Here is a 16,619-nt window from a genome sequence, read left to right on the forward strand (position 1 = left end):
AAAATGGCAGTTAATTCTTTAAAATAATGTATATGGAATGGTTGAAAAATCTGCGAAAACAAAGCAAAAATTCCTACATAAAAATATAAACTGTTATCAAAGCTACATTCTATATAAATTTACAAATAAATATTGCCACTCCAGCAGTTTTTCCCATATCAGCCATTTACTTGCAGAGGGTGATCATCATCATGTCTGGGTAGAGCATAAATCAATATACTAGGGCTTACGGAGTGTCACTAAATTTTCTGGCTTTTTTGTCAATAGTCAATAGTCAACAGTCCAAAAAAACTTGATTTTGACTATGGACTATGGACTATGGACCACCCTCAGAAGGGTTTATTGGTTGAGTGCGTAAGTCCTATATACATTAATCACAAGTGTTTAGCTGCAGATGATATTAGTTGCTGTTGGTACAAAAATTACAAGTATTTATATATAGAAGTATGAAATCAGACTGATGGAATGCAGCCTGTGAAATTAAAGCAAAAGCCCTTGAGTAGGCGATAAGTTAGATTATATGCTTTGCCAACACTGGGTAGAGCATGACAAAATAACTCTGATATCCGTAAATCCTGTAAATATTTTTGAGTTTATCTGACAAAATACAGGAAATTAGAATGAGCGCCACGCAAATTTACAGGAAGTAGCTGTATCGTCAAGGTGTTTAGAGGTTAGAAGCTAATGGGGCGATTTGAGAAGCGACCAGACAATGAACCGCGAGTCCGAGGCGAACTATCCAGGGCAGCAGAAACAGCTCTATGGGCTGTTGTAGAGGATTTAGAAAATCTACAACAGAATGTCCTCAGATCCTTGCAAGATGAAATTAAAAAGTTACAAACGGAGAAAGAGCGTTTAACTGATGAAGTTCGGCAACTGATTGACGAAAAAGAACACTTACAAGAAGTTAGGCGCATTACTGAGCAACAAGTTTTAATCCGTCAATTATCAGAAGCCTTAGCCAAACACATATGTTCTCAACTGCAAGCATCCCTGGCAAAAATATCTAGCCAAACAGAGAGTCAAATATCTGCTCTCAAATCAGCCCAAAATATGATCCCAGCCAGTGAGAACAATCAGCAAGTCGAAAGAATGCTGGGTACTCTGGATGATAATTTAACCGTTGCTTTTAATTCTCTGCAACAAGAACTGAAGAACTATCAGAGTGATCTTTCTCAGCAGATGTCGCGGATGTACAGTCAACAACGGCAAGGGGAAACCATTGTTGAAGAGTTAATTGATCATCTACGTCGAGAATTGACAAAAGCGATCGCCCAAACATCTCCATCGGCAGTTAAGTCATCACCACCTACCGTATTGCAACCGTCAGAGCCAGCGCCACAAATCACGACAAGTGCGGTGAATGTATCACCACCTACAGTCTTGCAATTACCTGACAAGCCAGCCGAAGTTGTACCAACTCCCCCACCTGTAGCAGAAACTACAACTAGCAAGCAATCAACAACTATCCTGCCGGAAAAATCTCCTAGCAGCAATACTCAACTACCACCAGTAGTCCCACCAATTCAGGAAAGCAAAACGGAACTCAAGACAGGTATCCCGAAATTCACCTCAGAAAGTGATACCAAATTGCCTCCATCTCCAGTAAAAGCTAGTGACACCAAATTACCCCCACCTCCGGTAAAAGCTAGTGACACCAAATTACCCCCACCTCCGGTAAAAGCTAGTGACACCAAATTACCCCCACCTCCGGTAAAAGCTGGCGAACCAATTTCTGTACTCAACCAGGACTTAGCCACAGAGGCAGCCAAATCTCCACCAATTCAGGAAAAAACAACAGAAGTGGTGGCTACTAATAAGACTTCATCTCCACCGGCTAAAGCTACTGAACCAATTTCTGTAATCAGCAAAGATTTATTAGAAACTAAAAATCCTGCACCACCACCAACGCCAATATCTAGGCAGGGATCAACATCTTCTTCATCAAGATCACGCAGATCGACAAGTTTATCCCCAATTCAAATTGGTTTTTTATTAGTCGTGTTGTCAGCAGTGATGTCATCACTTTACAACGTGGCGATCAAAGGAATGTTTTATAAAACTTCTCAATTGTCTACAGTATCGGAAGTTGCGGGTTTAATCTCACCGAGTCTGGGAAACATTATGTTAATTCTCACTCTGCGGTTGATGGTGGTTGTGCCATTGATGATCCTTTTGGCTCCGATTATGTATCCCCAAGTGTGGGAAGACCTGCAAAACTTCAAGAACTCATTCGGGAGAAATCAACCAGCTACTAGTCCCAGTCCTTTGCGAGTTTTACAGTTAATGTTGGCTAGTGGTTGCTTGTTGTTTTTATCACAAGTACTGATTTACTTGGCGCTTGGTCAAATGGCCACAGGCACAGCGATCGCTTTATTTTTTGTCTACCCAGTTATTAGCGGATTGTTATCTTGGCTACTGTTCCGCGATCGCCCTGGTGCATTCCGTGCGAGTGCGATCGGGTCGATTTTCTGTGGGGAATTGTTGGTGTTTACCGACGCTACAAGTATTGGGGTAAACAACCCTATCGGAGCAGCCACGGCAATTTTAGCAGGGGTTGCCTTTGCTTGCTACATAATGTTGACACGGGTATGTGCGACAAAAGTCCATCCAGTGTCTTTAACTTTGATCAACTTCGTCACCATGTTGGCGTTGAGTTTTGTCTTTTTGATGTTGCCTTTACCAGAAAATTGGAGCTTGGCAGTAGACCCTTCTAAGTTACTGGAAATCGTTTTAAGCGCCTTTATTTTGGGTGTTTTAACCTTGTTGAGCTATGTGTTTAACCACATTGGTATCGGTAAATTAGGCGCACTGCGATCGGCAATTATTGGCGCTGGTGTACCCATTTTGACAGTAATTTTCGCCGGGTTGCTTCTCCAAGAAACCCTCAACATTGTGCAGATTATGGGAGTTCTATTTATAACTTTTGGTGTAGCTGCTTTCAGCGTCGGCAAAGTCCAAAATTCCCACAAACCATCGAGTGCGGAAAGTTAAATACACTCTAAAATTCTTTTCACTCGCCAAAAAAACACAGTCACAAGTCAGAAAACTCTTACATAACTGCTATGGAATGAAAGTGAAAGTTCCATATTTATACCAATTTGAATAAAGAATGCGACAGATACACATCCCCAAAACACTGTCCTGTCTGGATTCTTAATTTTGAATTTTGTTAGCGCAGCGTAAAGCCTTCTCTTTCAGAGACGCTAACGCGAACGGCATAGCTTCTCTACGAGACGCTACGCGAACGCTTAGAGCGAGTCCGCGATAGCGCAGCGTTAGCGACGCAGGAGCGTCGCGTCATTTTGAATTTTGAATTGGTATTATCTGGTTGCTAATGTCAGCATTCCTTGATTTTTTCCTTGAAAAAAACTAGGTGCTATCCAGGAAAGTCTTTATAATGTTGAAAACAAAAAAATTAAAAATAAATTAATTCATGCAAGTTTAATAAAACAACGTATGAATATGGAATATTATATTGTGAATAAATAAAAGGTATTTCAGAGTGGGAATTATCTGCCTCATTTAGGGTGTACGACTTTCCTCCAGCCTACTTGTTAGTATTCTTGTGGCAAAAAACGTTCTAATATTTAGATGAGCGTTAATCAAGTTGGTAAAGTCGGCAGATGGCTCGGTCAGACATGACTCTTTACTACCTGGAAAAATATAAATATCTTAGAAATTTTCCAGAGCGAGAGAATCGCCTGAAAGAGAAATTCCCTCTGATGAGAGGCTCTAGTAGTAAGCTATGATTGTCCTGTCTGCAAACCCTTGCTAGACGGACAAAATCTTGTGTAAACACCCAAGTTCTTACTATTAGGAAAGAGCAGAGACGATCCGGATATTGTAGAAAGTCCTTGTAGGTTACTTATGAGAACCACAAATTTTGCTAGTGATTAACAAAACTATTATTGGAAGATTCTGGCAATTATTTTGTGATTTTTCGGTAAGATACAAGCACATCTAGTAACAACACTTTTGCTAGTTGTATGCCATAAATTACGGAGGAATAAGCATCTTGACCACTAATCAATTTTTAATCAACACACAATAGGCATTTTGGAGCAACAACATCACCTTCTACAAGGTGTATGCAACTTAACTTTTTTAGACTAATAAGCGTGCTATAGAACTATTTGTAATATGAGTAAAGACATCGATCTGATCAAACGTCTCGGCCCCAGTGCAATGGATCAGATCATGCTATATCTGGCTTTTAGCGCCATGAGGACGAGTGGGCATAGGCATGGGGCATTCTTAGATGCAGCAGCAACGGCGGCTAAGTGTGCGATTTACATGACCTATCTAGAGCAAGGGCAAAACCTCAGAATGACTGGGCATTTGCACCATCTAGAACCGAAACGGGTAAAAATCATTGTTGAGGAAGTCAGACAAGCCCTGATGGAGGGCAAACTGTTGAAGACCTTGGGTTCACAAGAACCCCGCTATCTGATTCAGTTTCCTTATGTCTGGATGGAAAAATATCCTTGGCAACCAGGAAGATCGCGCATTCCCGGTACTAGTCTCACAAGTGAAGAGAAAAGGCAACTAGAGCAGAAACTTCCCAGCAATCTTCCCGATGCTCAGTTAGTCACCTCCTTCGAGTTCCTGGAGTTAATCGAATTTCTCCACAAGCGATCGCAAGAGGACTTACCACCAGAACACCGGATGGAGTTAAGTGAGGCCTTAGCAGAGCATATCAAGCGTCGTTTGCTCTACTCTGGAACGGTGACTCGCATAGATTCCCCTTGGGGAATGCCCTTCTACGCCCTGACTCGCCCCTTCTACGCTCCAGAAGATGACCAAGAGCGTACTTACATCATGGTGGAAGATACAGCTAGGTATTTCCGGATGATGAAAGATTGGGCAGAAAGACGACCAAACGCCATGCGCGCACTAGAAGAACTGGATGTACCACCAGAACGTTGGGATCAAGCAATGGAAGAACTGGATGAAATCATCCGCGCTTGGGCTGACAAGTATCATCAAGTAGGTGGTATACCGATGATTTTACAAATGGTGTTTGGGAGAAAAGAAGACTAAGATCCACAGTAAAAAACTCAATCAACCAACACAACGAGGCAAGAACGAATATTGACATGGCAGCCGACAAAGCAGCGATGGGCAGCTTTTGTTACTCATATCCACGGTGAAGAAACTAGTGGTTAAAAGCAGCCTATCGCGTGCAGATGTCTGTTGTGACTGGAAAAAGATTTTTAGTTTGTGGGATTGGAACTGATTCAGCGACGAGGTTTATTAGCTTAGTCTGTTTTCATCCTTGATTTGTTTCCCAAGTAAGGATAACTGTTAAATACTCTTGTACTAATCTTTAAAGACACGTAGATGGGCAGAGTGTAGTTAGAAATATTAGCTAATTACGAATTATCTCATGGTTAATGTCTGGAGCAGGTCAGGTAAGTCACCTACCCCAAACGCTAAGTTGAACTATTGACTATTGACTATTGACTATTGACTATTGACTATTGACTATTGACCATTGACCATTAACTAGAAATCTCTGACACTGGCGTAAATCCTAGATCATCTACTTGCTGTTAGGAGTTGTCGGCACTGGTTGAGTCTCAAAAGTCGGACTAAATCCGCCAGAAGGTTGAGTTGGTGAGGTTGATGCAGGTGTTAGACCACTGATGCGATCGCTGCCATCAATACAAGTATCCAGAGCCTGAGTAGGCGCTAAGTCAATTTCTTTACGTAAGCCAACCACACATTGAGCAAACCTGACTGGTAATAAACTACGGCCGCAGTAGTTTAAAACAGCAAGATTATCTGCCCCCTGAGTATTTTTGCTAATCGCCACTACACAAGTAGCTAACTCTTTTGGTCGTCTAGCCTGTCTACAAACAGTCAGAGCATCTACAGCATTAATTTGTGTTTTCTTATTAATATCAGCCACGCACAAAGATAAATCTCTGGGACGCAACGCCGTAGCACAAGCCTGTGATGCTGCATCAGCCGTCACCCCCACGCTCAACAGCCTACCCGCACAAGCACGATAATCATTGTCGTAGGTGGTCGTCACAGCCGCACTGGGGACACTCATACCTAAAAGCCCTGCCACAGCTAAAACTGGTGCTGCTAAACGAATTAAGCGCGTTTTCGGTGTCACTTGCTGATTTTCCCTCTGAAAAACCTGTTTTCTGCACATAGTTGCCATTCTCCAAACACCCAAAGTTATGCTAACTCAATTGTGCAGCGAATCTTCGCCAAATCAGGCAAAACAGTAAATCTAAATTTGCGGCTAGGGGCTGGAGGCTAGAGTTTAGAGTTTAAATTTTTATCTTTTTGCTCACAGGAAGGATGATAATTGTCAGCAAACGATTTAAAATTTAATCGTAAGATGAATGCTTAGTTAAAGAAGTAAATATCTTAAAATTAAACTTTGAGCATAATTACCTATGCCTACCGCACTCTTAAAGAATGGTCAAACTGTCGAGGTTGCGTTTGAGGACTTGGAACAGTTTATACAGGAAAACGAAGAAAACATAGTAGTTCAGCAGGTCAAACGACGTGGAAAACCCAGAAAAAAAGCTGCTGATTCCAAAAATATTGCCGTCTAGCAGTAAATGATCACCGTAATATTATTGTCACTAAGTAGCCATTTTTCTTCTTCTAGCATTTCTTGGCTTTTAGCATAAAAAACGTCACATCTGATAAAACGCCTATAGTCTGTTTTAGGGTTGTCGTTGTCTTGGAGTATATACTCAATTTCTTTACCAAGCTCTACATACACCCAGATTCCGCTTTTACCGTCTGGTTGTCAATCGATCCATCCGTTAGTTTCGGCTTCAGAGAAGTCTTCACGCGCAACTTTAACTCTTAAAACCATACTTTCTCCTGAAAAATAAAAGTTGAGTAACTAGAGCCAGGTAGCTCTACGGCTATTGCTTGCGCTTCTAAGATAAAAATTTTGCGGATTATAATGAATGATTTTTGCATTTCTGAATAGAGAGTACTTATAATAGTATGTCTGGGTAAATTTTAAACAGGATTAAATTAAGGAAACTCATGTCCCGATATCGAGGGCCACGCCTGAGAATTGCACGTCGCTTAGGCGAATTGCCAGGATTAACACGTAAAAGCGCTAGACGCGCTTATCCACCAGGACAGCATGGACAGAACCGCAAGAAGCGCTCTGAATATGCTGTTCGTCTAGAAGAAAAGCAAAAACTGCGTTTCAACTACGGTTTGACCGAAAAGCAACTGTTACGTTACATTCGTAAAGCTAGACGAGTCACAGGTTCCACTGGACAAGTGCTGCTACAACTGCTAGAAATGCGCTTGGATAATACAGTTTTTCGTTTAGGAATGGCTCCGACGATTCCAGCTGCGCGTCAGCTAGTCAACCACGGTCATGTTACAGTTAACGGTCGTGTAGTCAATATTGCTAGCTATCAGTGTCGTCCAGGCGAAGAAATTGCTGTCCGCGACAGAGCGCCTTCTCGGAAGTTAGTAGAAACTAATTTGCAATATCCCGGTTTAGCTAATCTTCCCAGCCATTTGGAATTTGACAAAAACAAATTGGTGGGAAAAGTCAACAGTGTCATTGAGCGAGAATGGGTGGCGCTACAAGTTAATGAACTGCTGGTTGTGGAATACTACTCACGACAAGCGTAAGAGAGTGCTGAGTGCTGAGAAGCCAGTCTAGCACCGGGCGACTGAAAGTCGCGGCTAAACAGGCAAAACCCGCCTACGCGGGTTAAAAGCTTGATTTTATGTTAGTCCGCGTAGGCGGACTTTGTTTGTATAGCCGCGATTTCTAATCGCTAGGGGTAGGTGCTTTAACCGCCAATTTGCGACATGGTACGGCTGTAAGCGCCTGTAGTACCAGAGTCGCGCCCTTTAAAGTTAATTTCTGGCTTAATTGCCAGCAGGTGTTTGACTTTTTCTTGTAGGTGAATAGTACTCACGCCATGACGTAGGGCTGTTTTTAAGTCAAGTTGACCAGTTTCGTTTAATAAACATGGTCTGAGCCAACCATCAGCACTCAGGCGCATTCGGTTACAGCGATCGCAAAAACATTCTGACATTTGACTGATAAATCCTAGCGTCCCCTTCGCACCAGGAATTTGGCAGACATCGGCGGGGCCAGCCCCACAAACTTGTGATTCTGTCAAGCCCCAGTGATCGCTAATTTGTTGGCGTAACTCGGATGAAGATATCCAACCGCGATCGCCAAATAATTCGCTATTACCAATGGGCATAAATTCAATAAATCTGACGTGCCATTGTTTATCAATGGTTAAGGCGGCTAAATCCAAAATTTCGTGGTCATTGACTCCAGGAATTACCACTACATTCAGCTTTAACGGGTCAAAGCCTACATGATAAGCAGCTTGAATTCCATCCCAAACTTGTTGCCAACGCGATCGCCCACGACTACCAATAATTTGGTCAAATATGTGGGGATCAAGGGAATCTAGGCTGATATTGATGCGTTGCAAACCAGCATCATAGAGATTTTGGGCGATGGGTGCGAGTAAAAAGCCGTTTGTTGTCATGGAGATGTCTTGGGTTGCAGGTAGAGAAGTGATCGCTTCTACCAACTCCACCACACGGGGACGCAGCAAAGGCTCACCCCCTGTTAAGCGAAACCGAGTAAAACCTACAGGAATAAATACTTCTTTGATTAAAGTGAGCAATTCCGCATCAGTCAACAATTGCTGCTTAAGGATATAGTCTAATTCCGATCCCTCTGGCATACAATACTGACAACGAAAATTGCAGCGATCAATTAAACTAATGCGGAGGTAGTCTACCTGATTCATTTTTGTGTTTATTTCTATTGTGCATGATGCACGAATAGATGTACTTTTACTCAGTATTCTAGACTATCTGAAGATTACGACTGTTTAATTTTCGCTTCAGATGTTGTATGGATTGAGGGGCGAGGTTTTGAACCTTTACTTTTTTCATAAACTTTGCTTGTGTATTAGCGAATTCTATTCGTACAATATTTTTCAAAACGCAAATCAAATGGAAAATAAATTTATGAGTATTGAACTTAAACCAGAAACACAACAAATGATCAAGTCTCACATTGCTACTGGTATCTATGCTGATGCAGATGATGTGATAATTAGAGCATTAAATTTACTGGCAGAATGGGAGGAAGGCTATAGGCAATGGGAAGAAGAAGCTAGAAAAAAAATTGAAATTGCTGCTGAACAATTAGATAGAGGTGAAGGAATAGATGCAGAAGTTGTAATTGCCAGACTGCAAGAGAAATTACGTCAAGCCAAAGAGGCGCAAGGATGAAACATTGGTTATTTCTCCAGAAGCAAGCCAAGATTTAGAAGAAATTATTGATTATTTTTCTAATATCAATATTGAAGCTGGGGAGGATTTTTTGAAGGAGTTTGATAAAAAGTGTAAATATTTAGTAGATTTCCCCCATATGGGGCGTAGTTATAAACATATTAAAGATTATTTAAGAGGTATTCCTTTAGACAGGTATATTATTTTTTATAGATTAATAAATAATGGTATTGAAATTATGCACATTGTCAGTGGATATCGAGATTTTAAATCTTTATTTGCTGAGTAAATAATTGCTTTAATTACATTAATTCCAGAATATGAGTCCTTTTATATCAACGATATATGTAGGAATCGGCTTTAATTAATGAACTGATTTACGTAGTCAGGCAATAGACTTTGCTCGCAATAACTGTAAATATTTTTGCTCATCTAATTAAAAGCTTTGTTTGTCTATTTAACCGAACTGTATTGCCAGTCGAGGAACTTGTTAACTATTGCCTCTTTATTTTCTACTCTCTCTTTCTCATTCTCCAATTTTCTACCTGATTTCTCATCAACTTTTGCACACTTACCAAGGCTCGATTTAACTCATAATTGCGTCTTTGTGGTGCTTGTAGATAAGCTTGCTGTTCTTCTTCAATCATCTGCACATCTTGAACAACTAAGCCATCTAGCAACTTTTGGGCTGCACCAAACAAACTATTTTTAATCAACCGTCGAAACCATATTGGTAATTTATGTAATCGCCAAAAAGCGTTTAATGATGTGAAATGGATTAAGTAGGCTTTGGTTTGCGTCTCACTCACTGGACATAATAAACAATAAATCTTAAAGTCTTTGCCTAAAGTAGACATCCAATGAGGATAAACATAACTCACATCTAAGGGTTCTGGATGTAAGCGTCGTAAGGCTGGGAAAAATAGCTGGGAGATAGACCAAATTTTATCGATTTTATAATAACTTTGGGCTTGATAATGAGCGTCTACATGATGATCATCTTCATCAATATCTTGTAGTTCTGCTGCTGCCCAAGCTTGTAAATCCTGATGTAAATGTCCGTGATACATATCCATCAGATTTTCAATTAAATAAGAATAATGAGCCTGACAGTTAATAACTGAAACTGTAGCAATATAATTTAAATGATCCCATTCTGGTAAAGCCAGAGGTTCTACAGATGGTTTTTGATCTCCAGGAAATAACCAAATAAAACCGTCTTGTTCTTTGACTGGAAAAGAACGGATTTTGCAATTAGGTAATTTTTGATTTGCTGCTAGATATGGAACTGCTGCACATTCACCTTGAGAATGGAAGCGCCAACCGTGATAAGCACATTCCAATTCATCGCCTATGACTAACCCATGACTGAGTTTAACTTGACGATGGGGACAACGGTCTTCTAGGGCGTGAACCTTGCCGTTGCTATCTCGATAAAGAGCGATCGCCTGATGCCAAATTTCCACTCCCAAGGGCTTATTTGTGACTTCACTACTACGTGCAACTACATACCAATGTTCAGGGTTAATCCCTAACTGACGAACATCACAACTCTGCACACTCTGGAAGAAAGTGGACATAAATTAATCTATCCTTTGCGGATTCAGAGGTAAATTTGCTACATCTGAAATTAGTTTTAGATGCAGTCAAAAATATCTTACTAGAACTTACGGATAAAAGCTTAATTTTGTCAGCACACAGGAAGTAAAGAAATAAAAAATCAAGAGGAAAAAACAGCATTTCAAAGTCAGCTAGCCCAGATCCTGCATTTCTCACAAAATGGTAGGGGTAGGTTCACGAGATATTCATGAATGATTGAAGCATATTTGTAACCCCACCCCTACAGCCTCTGGACTTAGGTTTGATAAATTTCGTGAGAAATCCGGGTACAGATTCAACGCACCTCTCCTGCTGGATTTGTTGGTTGATTAGGAGACGTTTGGGGATTTGTGATCACGTTTTCTGGATTGCCTGTTTGTGGTTGGTTATTGTTAGGTTGAGGATTTATTTCCTCTGTAGTTGGAGGAGTATTATTGGGCTGAAATTCTGGAGAAATTGGTTTAGGTGGCTTACCATTGACATCATCTTGTAGCCGATTAATTTGATCGATAGTACTACGAACGCCCCGAATTGTATTATTTAAGTCTTCTACACCTTTAATGATGCCATCAAATAGTCCGGCAACAACTACAGGAGAATTCTGACGGCTAAAATTCTGAGAATTTGGGGAATTTTCAGCAGCTTTTACAGATGAGATGTCAACAACGAAAAGAGAAAGTACGGCAGATAAAAGCAAGGTTTTCATAGAAAACTCCAAAATCAAAGGCAATAGGCAAGAGTAATAAGGTTGTCGCCTAGTTCATTTTTCTTGAGATAGGTTGATTTTATTGCCCAAACTTACTTAGTTTGGAATTCAATATCAATCCAAAGTTATCGCAGTAGTTTATCAAGTGATGGGAAATTATTAAATTAGCAACTAGCCTATTAAATTGAAGAACAAGCTAAGTATCTATCTGCATGAGTAAGCATCAGACTTTTTTTGCCAATAACTTACAAATTCAATGACTTGTAAAATGTTACGTTATGTTCTTAATATAGATCCCCGACTTCTCAAAGCAGTCGGGGATCTGATTTTCCCCAAATGAATTGAGATATATATTACTTTTCCTGAAACGTCCACACACCCTCATCCCATTCTGAAGTTGTTGGGGGTGATTGTAACCAATGCTGACAACGTAGCAGATGCAACATAGCAGCCTTATCATGTTTATCGACGGCTAAAACTTTGGCAAACTCTGCTCTTGCTAAGGGAAACTCTTGCTGGAGATAGTACTCACGACCTTTGTGATAATGTTCAATTACTTGCAATTTTTCACTATTGATGGGTTCAGAACGAACACCGATTAATTCGTATATAGATACAGGTACATTTTTACCTTTAACACGAATATAATCTAATTCTCTGGCCCAAATATGTTCTTGGCATGGTTTAAATGTATTCTCGCTGAGAATAATGTCACAGCCATACTGTTTACTAACACTTTCTAAGCGGGAACCAAGATTTACACCATCACCAATGGCTGTAAATTCCATGCGTTTACTAGAACCAATATTACCGCTAATTACTGTGTCAGAATTAATGCCGATGCCAATGTTAATTCTCGGTTTATTTGCCGCATGACGACGTTGATTAAATTCGTGCAACCGATGACGCATTTCTATCGATGTTTGTACTGCCATCCAAGCGTGTTCTTCTAATGGTAAAGGAGAACCAAATACAGCCATGATGGCATCACCGATATATTTATCAAGAGTGCCTTTGTGTTTAAAAACAGCCTCTACCATTGACTCAAAATATTCATTAAGCATACTCACCACTTCTTCTGCTTCCAGATTTTCAGTTAAAGTGGTGTAGCCCCGAATATCAGAGAATAAAATCGAAACCTCTTTGCGATCGCCTCCCAGTTTAGCATCATCCAATTTCAATAATTCTTCCGCTAATTCCTGGGTCATATAGCGGTACATGGTACTCTTGAGGCGTTTCTCATCACTAATATCTTCCATCACCACCAACGCGCCACAAACTTGTTGCGGATCGCTAGCATCAGCAATGGTATTGATTGATAAGTTAATACTATGTTGTTCTGCGTCACCATTGATCAGTGTGCGATCAGGGTAATATTGCTGGCGAAGTTTGATATCTGTTCCTTGTAAAGCATCTCCACACCAGTTGCTAAAATTACCTTCCTTGATAGCGATCGCTTCATTAATCAATCTACCTTCTAAACGATCTTCTGCATCTAACCCCAACAAACGTTTAGCACTTTCATTCGCAGCAATAATTGATCCAGATTTATCTGTAGAAATCACGCCATTCGACAGACTCCGCAAAATATCCCGTTGTAGTTGTTCTTGTTGCTTGACTCTGGCAAATAACTGAGCATTTTGTAGCGCTACCCCAGCTTGGATATTAAAAGCTTCCATGAACTCTTCGTCATTGCGGTCAAAACTGGCTTGAAAATATTCTGGTGCTTTCGGCCAAGTATGGGGATGATAGGGAGGGAAATCTCCTGTTTTCTTTTTATTTACTAGTTGCGTCACCCCAATCAATTCTTGATCGCCATTAAACACTGGCATACACAATAAACTACAGGTACGGTAGCCATTTTGTTGATCGAGTTGTTTGGCTGTCTCAGAGTCAGGTTGATCATACAAATCAAAAGGTATATTGAGTTTTTGCCCAGATACAGCTACTTTACCCGCAAAACCTCTACCTACTGGTACGCGCAACTCCTTTGTCGAACCATCATCTTGAGTGATTTTTGTCCATAATTCCTGTTTTTCCCGGTCGATTAGCCACAAGGTACTGCGATCGGCGTTCATCAGTTCCTTAGCTTCATCCATCACCCGTTTGAGAGTATCTTCTAAATCCAGGCTACTTTGACTCAGAGATTTAACAGCCTTCATCATCGCCGCCGCAGCTCGTTGTTTTTGAGTAGCCATGTAAAAAGAACGCGACGACTCTAAAATCAAGCGAATTGAGGGGGCAAATTCTTGAAATAATTGCTCATCTGCACCAGTAAAACCGATAGTATCGATGCGTTCTGCCAGAGGTGCATCAGCACTAGAGAAAGATTTTAATTTATTGAGTAATTGTACTACAGCAACTAATCGTCCTTGCTCATTCAACAATGGCAACGCCAACATAGTATAAGTACGATAGCCAGTTCTTTTTTCTTGTTCTTGAGCAAATATAGACCGAGGATCGTGATAAAAATCAAAGGGAATATTAATTACTTTTTTGAAAGTAGCAACCTCACCTGCAATCCCTTTGTCGGCGGGGATACGAATTTCTAAGGAGCGATTGCCTTCCCCTTCGGCGACAATTGACCACAGTTCTTGCTTTTCTTCATCTAATAAAAATATAGTTGTCCTGTCTGCTCCCAGCAATTCCCCAGTTTTCAAGGTAATTGAGTGCAACATTTCTTGCAAAATCGTTTCAAACCCATGAGAATCTAACATTGACAGGGTTTGATGGACAATTTGCAGCTTTTGCTCTACTTCTGTAACGACTTGTTTAAAAGTATCCTGAGTCAGAGGAGCCAGAAACGTAGAAATAGTCCCTTTTCTGCGGGCTAGTGCGCCTACGGGAGAAGAATTTGTTGGCAAGTTGTGATTTTCTGGGTTCTGAGTAACAATCATCAAATCAGCATTCTCCCCCAAATTACGCTGTTGCACTGACATAAGTAATTTTTGATATAGCAGGATTGCGAATTGTAGAAATTTATCTAAGTGTCGCCAAAAGCAACAAACATTTGACATTACCCACAGTGTAATCTTTTGTTCAGCTAGCGTCATCCTGCTCTATTCTCGGTATGACTCAATCTCTTCTGCTACTCAATCAACACCGAATATATTGAGTTGTCATGAGTGCTGAGTGCTGTAAAGCCCTTCTCCTCAAGGAGACGCTACGCGAACGGGTATGGCTGCGCTTAGAGCGGAAGCAGGGCGATGCAGCCCGTGCTGAGTAGTGAGTAGAAATTCTTATTCTTCCTCACTCTCTCACTCCCTCACTCTAGGCTGTTGACTCTGTGCCTTTTTAAGAGATTGTTCCGTCATTGCAATGACAAGCCAGAGAGCAAAAATAGCCTGAATCAAAAACCCCTAAATTAACGTGAGTCTCCAACGGAGGTGCAGCTGTGGGAATGAATACCGTAATTTTACTGAGTATTGGTTGATGAATCTTGAACAGTTAATCAGGTACACCGTAAATTTACTAAAACTCTGTAAAAAATTAAGCTAGCTTTGAATAAAGTGATTGATACTGCCTAGAATCGAGGGTAAGCTGATAACAATAGAGTTAAAACATTTTTTGGTCTTGAGAAATTCCATGACCACCCATAAATTACCGAATAATTTAATCAATCAAGCATCTGCAAAATTCAACACTGAAGAGTTAAATTTACCAGCTTTACAAGAAAGCCTTTATGGCTTCTTGCTGCAACTTGTCAATATATATATACCAGAAGATGCTCTGCAAGAGTTTAAGCAATTATTTATCAATTGTCTAGAGTCAGGCAGTTTAAATAATGTGCCAATCATACACAAAATAGTGCTGTGTGATGATGAACAGGAGTTTCACTATACACTCAAACGTTCTTGCTATATTTTAATTAATAATTGGGCAGCCAAAAGACAATATAAGTATATTCAAGACTTAATTAATCTATTTACTCAATTACCTGTTGTTCGCACAAAACGAATTGGTCATGAACTAGCTACCTATCAAATATGGCTAGAAAATTTTGTTCATAGTCCAGATTATCAAGAACTGAAAATCTTTAACTATAAATATGATGGAAAAAGTAAAACTCATTGGAGCGATCGCTATGCTCACTATTTGCTAGTTTCCCAATCTTTAGATACTAATAAACCCAAAGAGCAACAAGAAGCAGCCAGCAAACTATCTCGACAAATGAAGGACAAGTATAAATTTGAGCTAGCTATGTATATTGCTCGTTCGCAGTCGGCAACTTCTAGTCCCACACGCTACAACAACCCTAGTATTTTTGGGGACGAAGTTTTGCGTTTAATTAAAATGATTGTCGTCAAAAAAGGTAAATTTAGCTATGAAAATCTCGCTAATATCTTTCTCAAGCAAACGCAAAATCAAACCTTAAAAGAATTTAAGACAAATATTCAAAAATATTTATTTTTTTCTGTATATCCTGGGTTTTTAAAAGATTTAGAAAAACCCTATGTTCATCTTAGCAAATCTTCTGACCAAAAAAATCAGGTAAGTAATCAGTATATAGTCGAAAATCTTCAACAACTATTGACTATAAAATTATCATCTTGGAAAGCGGAGAAAAATGCAGAAATTATCAACAAAGATTTATTATTAAGAATTTGCAATAAACTCATTGATTCCCTGACTCTAGAAAATCGCCAGGAACCTTCAGAAATATTTATCTTATTGCTGTCTCACGGACACCCTTTAACTTTAGTAATTATCCTGCTTAAGATTATCTGTATTTGTAACAGTTCCCGGAGTCATTTAGAAAGTCGCCTTGCTGATTTAATTAGTTATTATAAAGATAAACCAGAGGATGAATGCCAATGGGTAATACACTTTATTGAGTTTTATAATATTACTTTTGCCATTTATGCAGAAAACGTAGAATATAACTTGTTACAAGTAGTAGAAGTAGAATCAGCTAGTCATACACCAGCAAATTTAGATACTTATCGTGTATTTTCTCAAGTAAAAGCAGAGCAAGCAAAACCTGATTAAAGAAGTTGCAAGTTGCAAGTATAGTTTTGTAACAGAAACTGAAGCCCAG

The 16,619-nt window shown here is 40.0% G+C and carries 12 protein-coding genes; 7 read left to right on the top strand and 5 right to left on the bottom strand.

Going from position 1 to position 16,619, the window contains the following annotated elements; genetic code table 11:
- Positions 1–684 precede the first annotated feature (684 nt).
- Positions 685–2,994, top strand: coding sequence for a DMT family transporter (locus FD725_RS14890; RefSeq protein ID WP_179048835.1), 2,310 nt, complete (start codon positions 685–687; stop codon positions 2,992–2,994).
- Between the two features lie 1,149 nt (positions 2,995–4,143).
- Positions 4,144–5,043: a heterocyst differentiation master regulator HetR gene (gene hetR / locus FD725_RS14895; protein ID WP_179048836.1), complete on the top strand. Its 900-nt coding sequence runs from the start codon at positions 4,144–4,146 to the stop codon at positions 5,041–5,043.
- Between the two features lie 502 nt (positions 5,044–5,545).
- Here hetR and FD725_RS14900 read toward each other — a convergent pair.
- On the bottom strand, positions 5,546–6,166 hold the full coding sequence (locus tag FD725_RS14900) for a hypothetical protein (protein WP_179048837.1): 621 nt from the start codon (positions 6,164–6,166) through the stop codon (positions 5,546–5,548).
- Between the two features lie 250 nt (positions 6,167–6,416).
- Here FD725_RS14900 and FD725_RS14905 point away from each other — a divergent pair, with 250 nt between their 5' ends.
- A complete protein-coding gene (locus tag FD725_RS14905; protein WP_179048838.1) occupies positions 6,417–6,578 on the top strand; it encodes a hypothetical protein in 162 nt (53 codons plus the stop codon).
- A gap of 448 nt (positions 6,579–7,026) precedes the next feature.
- Entirely contained in the window at positions 7,027–7,635 is a 609-nt protein-coding gene (rpsD, locus tag FD725_RS14910; RefSeq protein ID WP_179048839.1) for a 30S ribosomal protein S4, read from the top strand.
- A gap of 164 nt (positions 7,636–7,799) precedes the next feature.
- Here the strand turns inward: rpsD and moaA are convergent, their stop codons facing one another.
- Positions 7,800–8,786, bottom strand: coding sequence for a GTP 3',8-cyclase MoaA (gene moaA, locus FD725_RS14915; protein WP_179048840.1), 987 nt, complete (start codon positions 8,784–8,786; stop codon positions 7,800–7,802).
- Between the two features lie 223 nt (positions 8,787–9,009).
- Here moaA and FD725_RS14920 point away from each other — a divergent pair, with 223 nt between their 5' ends.
- Entirely contained in the window at positions 9,010–9,276 is a 267-nt protein-coding gene (locus FD725_RS14920; RefSeq protein ID WP_179048841.1) for a type II toxin-antitoxin system ParD family antitoxin, read from the top strand.
- A gap of 4 nt (positions 9,277–9,280) precedes the next feature.
- A complete protein-coding gene (locus FD725_RS14925; RefSeq protein WP_179048842.1) occupies positions 9,281–9,565 on the top strand; it encodes a type II toxin-antitoxin system RelE/ParE family toxin in 285 nt (94 codons plus the stop codon).
- 223 nt (positions 9,566–9,788) lie between these two features.
- On the opposite strand, the gene FD725_RS14930 is transcribed toward FD725_RS14925, so the two are convergent.
- From FD725_RS14930 to FD725_RS14940, 3 genes are all read right to left on the bottom strand, one after another.
- A complete protein-coding gene (locus FD725_RS14930; RefSeq protein ID WP_179048843.1) occupies positions 9,789–10,856 on the bottom strand; it encodes an aromatic ring-hydroxylating dioxygenase subunit alpha in 1,068 nt (355 codons plus the stop codon).
- Between the two features lie 314 nt (positions 10,857–11,170).
- Complete coding sequence (locus FD725_RS14935) at positions 11,171–11,581, bottom strand: hypothetical protein (RefSeq protein WP_179048844.1); 411 nt, start codon at positions 11,579–11,581, stop codon at positions 11,171–11,173.
- 353 nt (positions 11,582–11,934) lie between these two features.
- Complete coding sequence (locus FD725_RS14940) at positions 11,935–14,520, bottom strand: GAF domain-containing protein (RefSeq protein WP_179048845.1); 2,586 nt, start codon at positions 14,518–14,520, stop codon at positions 11,935–11,937.
- 646 nt (positions 14,521–15,166) lie between these two features.
- Between FD725_RS14940 and FD725_RS14945 the strand changes: the two genes are divergently transcribed.
- Positions 15,167–16,570 (top strand): hypothetical protein, encoded by a 1,404-nt coding sequence (locus FD725_RS14945; protein ID WP_179048846.1) that lies wholly within the window; start codon positions 15,167–15,169, stop codon positions 16,568–16,570.
- Positions 16,571–16,619: the final 49 nt, after the last annotated feature.

The sequence above is a fragment of the Nostoc sp. TCL26-01 genome, assembly GCF_013393945.1.
In the GTDB taxonomy this organism is placed as follows: Bacteria; Cyanobacteriota; Cyanobacteriia; order Cyanobacteriales; family Nostocaceae; genus Trichormus.

Coding starts and splice junctions, on each gene's coding strand:
- moaA (WP_179048840.1), bottom strand. CDS start 8,786: ATGAATCAGGTAGACTACCTCCGCATTAGTTTAATTGATCGCTGCAAT.
- FD725_RS14890 (WP_179048835.1), top strand. CDS start 685: ATGGGGCGATTTGAGAAGCGACCAGACAATGAACCGCGAGTCCGAGGC.
- FD725_RS14930 (WP_179048843.1), bottom strand. CDS start 10,856: ATGTCCACTTTCTTCCAGAGTGTGCAGAGTTGTGATGTTCGTCAGTTA.
- FD725_RS14945 (WP_179048846.1), top strand. CDS start 15,167: ATGACCACCCATAAATTACCGAATAATTTAATCAATCAAGCATCTGCA.
- rpsD (WP_179048839.1), top strand. CDS start 7,027: ATGTCCCGATATCGAGGGCCACGCCTGAGAATTGCACGTCGCTTAGGC.
- hetR (WP_179048836.1), top strand. CDS start 4,144: ATGAGTAAAGACATCGATCTGATCAAACGTCTCGGCCCCAGTGCAATG.
- FD725_RS14935 (WP_179048844.1), bottom strand. CDS start 11,581: ATGAAAACCTTGCTTTTATCTGCCGTACTTTCTCTTTTCGTTGTTGAC.
- FD725_RS14940 (WP_179048845.1), bottom strand. CDS start 14,520: ATGTCAGTGCAACAGCGTAATTTGGGGGAGAATGCTGATTTGATGATT.
- FD725_RS14920 (WP_179048841.1), top strand. CDS start 9,010: ATGAGTATTGAACTTAAACCAGAAACACAACAAATGATCAAGTCTCAC.
- FD725_RS14905 (WP_179048838.1), top strand. CDS start 6,417: ATGCCTACCGCACTCTTAAAGAATGGTCAAACTGTCGAGGTTGCGTTT.
- FD725_RS14900 (WP_179048837.1), bottom strand. CDS start 6,166: ATGTGCAGAAAACAGGTTTTTCAGAGGGAAAATCAGCAAGTGACACCG.